This window comes from Intestinibacter sp. (assembly GCF_051866655.1).
Lineage (GTDB): Bacteria > Bacillota > Clostridia > Peptostreptococcales > Peptostreptococcaceae > Intestinibacter.
This window is the reverse complement of record NZ_JBJDXL010000173.1, coordinates 1-5308: the sequence shown is the minus strand read 5'-3', so window position 1 is coordinate 5308 and position 5308 is coordinate 1. Positions and strand designations below refer to the sequence as shown.

Genomic DNA, 5308 nt, shown 5'->3' with positions numbered 1-5308 from the left:
ACTCAAATGAATCATGCTGCTGCAGTAGCACAAGTAATTGCTGTGATACCACAGTAAAAAAAGAAAAGAAAATTTTAATTGAATATCTCTATCTAGACTTGGTCACTTGTGATCGTTGCGTTGGAACAGATAAGGTTCTCGATGAAGTCGTAGCTTTACTTACACCTACACTTGAGCTAGCCGGCTATACAGTTGAATACCAAAAAATAGAGATGACTACAATCGACGATGCTAAAAAATATAAATTCTTATCCTCTCCAACTATTCGCGTAAATGGAATAGATATATGTGATTCTGTAAGCGAAAATGATTGCAAATGCTGTGGAGATATAAGTGGTACTGCGGTCGATTGCCGTGTTTTTGAATATGAAGGTAAGAGCTATGAAGTTCCTCCAAAGGCTATGCTGGCAGAAAATATTCTTAAAACAGTATTTTCTCAAAATACAGATTGCTGCTGCACTGATTATGAGGTGCCAGATAATTTGATACGTTTTTATGAAGGTAAAGAAAATAAATCATCTGGCTGTTGCTGTGACGGAGGATGCTGCTAATATTATTTTTTAAATATCCCTATACAATCTAAAATTCACTGTATAGGGGTATTTTTAGTATAGAACGCCATTTTTAATTTTATCAGCTAATTGCAAAATATTTTTGTGTATCTGTTCAATAACCTTTTCGAATTCTTCATCGTCTTTTCCTGTTGGATCCTCTAGTCCCCAATCCTCTCTATATTTGCATGGAAGATAAGGACAGCTAACATTACAGCCCATAGTGATTACAACATCGACATCTGGTATATCATCTATCAATTTTGAATACTGCGTTTTCTCCATGCCTATTTGATATTTTTCCTTCATCAACCTAACAGCATCTTGATTTATCTTTGGCTTTGTCTCTGTTCCTGCAGAGTAGCTATCGAAAATATCTGAAGCTAAATATTTTCCAAGTGCCTCGGCAATTTGGCTGCGACATGAATTGTGTACGCAAATAAATGCTACTTTGATTTTATCACTCATATTTTGAAAACTATCCTTTCGTATTATTTCTATGTTATTAATACATAGAGTATATTGTTCATATCGATAAATGTCAATATATTTTAATTAAATAAATCATAACATATTGACATTTATCGATATATGAATATAATAAAGATAAATAGAAATTTATAAATGTGAGGTGAAGTAAATGGCAACTTCATATAAAGAGATTTCAAGAGTCTTTAAAGCTTTTTGTGATGAAAATCGTCTTCAAATTTTAGAGCTTCTTAGAAGTGGAGAAAAATGTGCTTGTAAGCTACTAGATGAATTGCATATTACACAATCTACACTTTCTCATCATATGAAAATTTTATGTGATGCAGGAGTTGTTATTGGTCGTAAAGAAGGAAAATGGGTACATTATTCTATTGATGAAAAAGGTGCAAAACATGCACAAATGTTATTAAAGCAACAACTCACACTAAATGAGTTTATAGAACCTGACGACGAATGTTGTAATAAATAAATTGAGCCATCTATAAAGGATGGTTTAATTTATAAAAAACATTTCGATATTTTTAAATATATCAATATGAAAGGAGATTTGTTATGGAAATATTAAAATCCATAGGAATATTTATTCAAGAACAAGTATTAGGAATGAAATGGCTAAACGGGGTGATTGGCAATGTGCTTTCATCTGTAGGTTTAGATATTTCTTCTCGTATAGGAGGCAGTGTACAGTTTTTTATTTACGATGTGATTAAAATTACTGTCTTATTATGTTTCCTTATTTTTATAATTTCGTATATTCAGAGCTATTTTCCACCTGAACGCAGTAAAAGAATTTTAGGACGCTTTCATGGAATAGGGGCCAATATCATCGCCGCTTTACTTGGAACAGTAACGCCATTTTGCTCTTGCTCTTCAATTCCATTATTTATCGGTTTTACAAGTGCAGGACTTTCATTAGGGGTGACCTTTTCGTTCCTAATTTCTTCTCCAATGGTTGATTTAGGAAGCTTAGTGCTTCTTATGAGTATATTTGGAACTAAAATTGCAGTAGTTTATGTGATTGTCGGTTTAATTATAGCAGTAGTCGGCGGAACACTAATTGAAAAAATGCACATGGAAAATTACGTAGAAGAATTTATTAGAAATGCCAGTGGAGTAGATATTGAATCTCCAGATCTTACAGTAAATGACCGTCTAATCTATGCAAAAGAACAGGTAATTGAAACATTTAAAAAAGTATTCCCTTACATACTTGTAGGTGTAGGTGTCGGTGCAATTATTCACAATTGGATTCCAGAAGATTTGATTCAAATGGTACTTGGAAGCAACAATCCATTTGGTGTTATTCTTGCAGTTTTTGTTGGAATTCCAATGTATGCAGATATTTTTGGAACAATTCCTATTGCAGAAGCATTACTTTCAAAGGGAGCGCTGCTTGGAACAATATTGAGCTTTATGATGGCTGTAACGACACTTAGCTTGCCTTCTATTATCATGCTCCGTAAAGCAGTAAAGCCAAAATTATTAGGTGTATTTATTGCAATCTGTACTATAGGTATTATTTTAGTTGGTTATATGTTTAATGCATTACAGTATCTTTTTATATAATTGACGATGTTTATATTTTAAACATAAAAATAAATTCAATAAATGAAAGGAGATTTTATTATGGGATTATTTAATTTTGGAAAGAAAAAAGAAAAAAAGGTAGAAACACCTTCTTGCTGTTGTAATGGAAATTCAAAGACTTTTGAAGCATCTTCAGATTCTTGTTGCTGCAATGGAGAAAGTTGTAAAATCACTAGTATTAAAGTATTAGGTGCAGGATGTAAATCTTGTCATGAACAATACGAAAATGTAAAATCCGCTATAAAAGCAATGGGTCTTGCTGTAGAGGTAGAGTACATTACAGATATGGAAAAAGTTATGGCTTATGGTGTAATGAGTATGCCAGCTATCGTAGTAAATGAAAAAATCGTCTCTATGGGAAAAGTTTTAAAAACTGCTGATGTAGAAAAATTACTTTACAAGCTGGGTTATTAGTAGGATAACTTAAAAACAAATATTAGCCTATTCTAAATTTGCAAAAATAATAATGATAGTTTATAATAAATGAGTATCATTCTTAATAAAAATCAAATATAAAAGGGGGAATAGGTTAATGGAAAGTGTCAATAAGTTTCAAAGTTTTATAATTTTATTTATGGTTGTAATAGGAATATTAATAGGTCAAATTGAATTTATTCAAACATATTCAGAATATCTGATAACACCTTTTTTAATGATTATGCTATTTTTAGTATTTTTACAAATACCATTAAAAGATATAGTAAATTCATTCAAAAATTTAAAATTCACATTGACTGCAGTAGCTATAAACTTTATATGGACACCATTTCTTATTTTTATTTTAGGTAGATTATTTTTAGGAAATCAGCCTGAATTATTAATAGGATATATTATGCTAATGGTTACTCCTTGTACTGATTGGTATTTAATATTTACTGGAATTGCTAAGGGCAACGTAGCTCTTGGATCATCTATACTTCCATTAAATTTAATCCTACAATTAGTGTTGTTACCTGTATATGTTTTATTAATAGCTGGAAGTAGTGTAGATATAGATACTATTAACTTAGTTAAAGGTGTTATATCCACTTTGATAATACCATTAATGTGCGCTGTTATTGTTAGAAAAATTATTGTAAACAAAATAGGAAAAGACGATTTTGAAGAAAAAGTTGCTTCAAAAGCCTGCGATTATCAAGGATATTTTTTAAATGCAGCTATAGTAAGTATGTTTGCTTCACAGGGAAAAATACTTTTACAAAACCTTCAAGTACTATTAATTTTACTAGTTCCAATATTGTTGTTCTTTATAATTAATTTTATAGTGGTAAGAATAGTTGGGAAATTAATGAAATTAAATTATGAGGATAATGTTTCCTTACACTTGACCACTTTAGCTAGAAATTCACCAATAGCTTTGGCAATCGCTGTAGCAACATTTCCAGATAAACCATTAATATCATTGGCTCTTATAATAGGACCGTTAATAGAATTACCAGTTTTATTTTTAATTGCTAGAATTTTATTGGGTATAAGAAAAAAACAAGAAATAAATTTTGATGAATATTAATAAAACCAAATAGGACCTATCTACATAATGCAGGTAGGTCTATCTATAATTATCGAACTTCCTTAACAAGATTTTCTACTTAGTTTCGCAAATTCTTACAAGTTTTCTGAAATAGGTGTAATAACTGTCCCCATAATTTCTTAAAATCCCATCGCCCTTTTTACAATTTCCATTTCTTCCTTAGATGTCAACATCTCTAGTAATTTAAAGGCTACACCAGAGGCAGTTTCTGGACAATAAGATGTAATTACATTTTTATCGACTACAATAGGCTCATTCACTACATCGACACCAAATGTAGCTAGCTCTTTTTGTCTATATGCATCTCTTAAATGATAAGTTGTTGCTTTGCGATTTTTTAGTATACCACTTTTACCTAATGGAAGTGCTCCAACACAGATCGTAGCAATTATTTTTCCTAGAGAATCAAATTTTCTAATCAACTCTAAAAGCTTTTCATCATACGCCTCTTCATAAAAATCAAATTCCTCAAATCCACCTGGAATCGCAAGCGCATCGTAATCCTCTACATTTACTTCATCAATAGTTTTATCAACTATTATAGGAACATTAAACGTACTCACAACTGTTTTCATAAATCCGCATGTTTCCACTTGTATATCGTAATTGTAGTCGTTTCTAGCCCATCCCATCACATCTACAAATACACTAAATTCCATCGTTTCAAAACCCTTTGCACAAAACAACAATACTTTCATCTAAAGACCTCCCTGTAAAAACTATATTTACTTATATTCTATCAGAAAAACTAAATCTTTTATATGGATTTTCCCTATCCTCATTTTGAATGTCATCCAATTTCAGCACCTTATTAAATACTAAAAATTCTTTCTCATTAATTCTACAGTCTTTATGCATATGACCAAAGAACCAGTATTTATAATCTACTTCTTGCTTTACTCTTTCTAAAAACTTATTTTGCGCATCGTACTGTCTACTGTAGACGTAATTCATTTGAAACAATTCATTTAAAGTCGATACCGCACACGTGTGAGTCAATATAAAATCCACTTGATTCCCATGCTTTTCTAAATTCTCAAGTGCATACTCCTCTTGCTCCGGTGTACATTCTTCGTCTCTCCACCAAGAAATCCTCTCTTGTCTAAAGGCTTTATCCATTGACTCTGCTCCACCAAAAGTAAAAAATTTA

General features: G+C 31.2%; 8 protein-coding genes. 5 read left to right on the top strand and 3 right to left on the bottom strand.

All coding sequences use genetic code 11. The features are described 5' to 3' along the window. On the top strand, positions 1-551 hold a 551-nt coding region (locus ACI3VO_RS05295), incomplete at its 5' end, for a DUF2703 domain-containing protein (RefSeq protein ID WP_439756911.1). Positions 552-605: 54 nt separating this feature from the next. Here ACI3VO_RS05295 and ACI3VO_RS05290 read toward each other — a convergent pair. Then, positions 606-1019: an arsenate reductase ArsC gene (locus ACI3VO_RS05290; protein WP_439756910.1), complete on the bottom strand. Its 414-nt coding sequence runs from the start codon at positions 1017-1019 to the stop codon at positions 606-608. A 172-nt stretch (positions 1020-1191) separates the two neighbouring features. On the opposite strand from ACI3VO_RS05290, the gene ACI3VO_RS05285 reads away from it, so the two are divergent. The 4 genes from ACI3VO_RS05285 (at position 1192) to ACI3VO_RS05270 (ending at position 4137) form a co-directional block, all read left to right on the top strand. Then, positions 1192-1509: an ArsR/SmtB family transcription factor gene (locus tag ACI3VO_RS05285; RefSeq protein ID WP_439756909.1), complete on the top strand. Its 318-nt coding sequence runs from the start codon at positions 1192-1194 to the stop codon at positions 1507-1509. Positions 1510-1592: 83 nt separating this feature from the next. Further along, positions 1593-2606 carry a permease gene (locus ACI3VO_RS05280; protein WP_439756908.1) on the top strand — a complete coding sequence of 338 codons (1014 nt, stop codon included), beginning with the start codon at positions 1593-1595 and terminating at the stop codon, positions 2604-2606. A gap of 60 nt (positions 2607-2666) precedes the next feature. Beyond that, positions 2667-3041, top strand: coding sequence for a thioredoxin family protein (locus ACI3VO_RS05275; RefSeq protein WP_439756907.1), 375 nt, complete (start codon positions 2667-2669; stop codon positions 3039-3041). 118 nt (positions 3042-3159) lie between these two features. Then, entirely contained in the window at positions 3160-4137 is a 978-nt protein-coding gene (locus ACI3VO_RS05270) for an arsenic resistance protein (RefSeq protein ID WP_439756906.1), read from the top strand. Positions 4138-4277: 140 nt separating this feature from the next. Here ACI3VO_RS05270 and ACI3VO_RS05265 read toward each other — a convergent pair whose 3' ends face one another. Both ACI3VO_RS05265 and ACI3VO_RS05260 read right to left on the bottom strand, forming a co-directional pair. Then, on the bottom strand, positions 4278-4856 hold the full coding sequence (locus ACI3VO_RS05265) for a DJ-1/PfpI family protein (RefSeq protein ID WP_439756905.1): 579 nt from the start codon (positions 4854-4856) through the stop codon (positions 4278-4280). A gap of 31 nt (positions 4857-4887) precedes the next feature. After that, positions 4888-5308: hypothetical protein (locus ACI3VO_RS05260; protein ID WP_439756904.1), on the bottom strand; the 421-nt coding region annotated here is incomplete at its 5' end.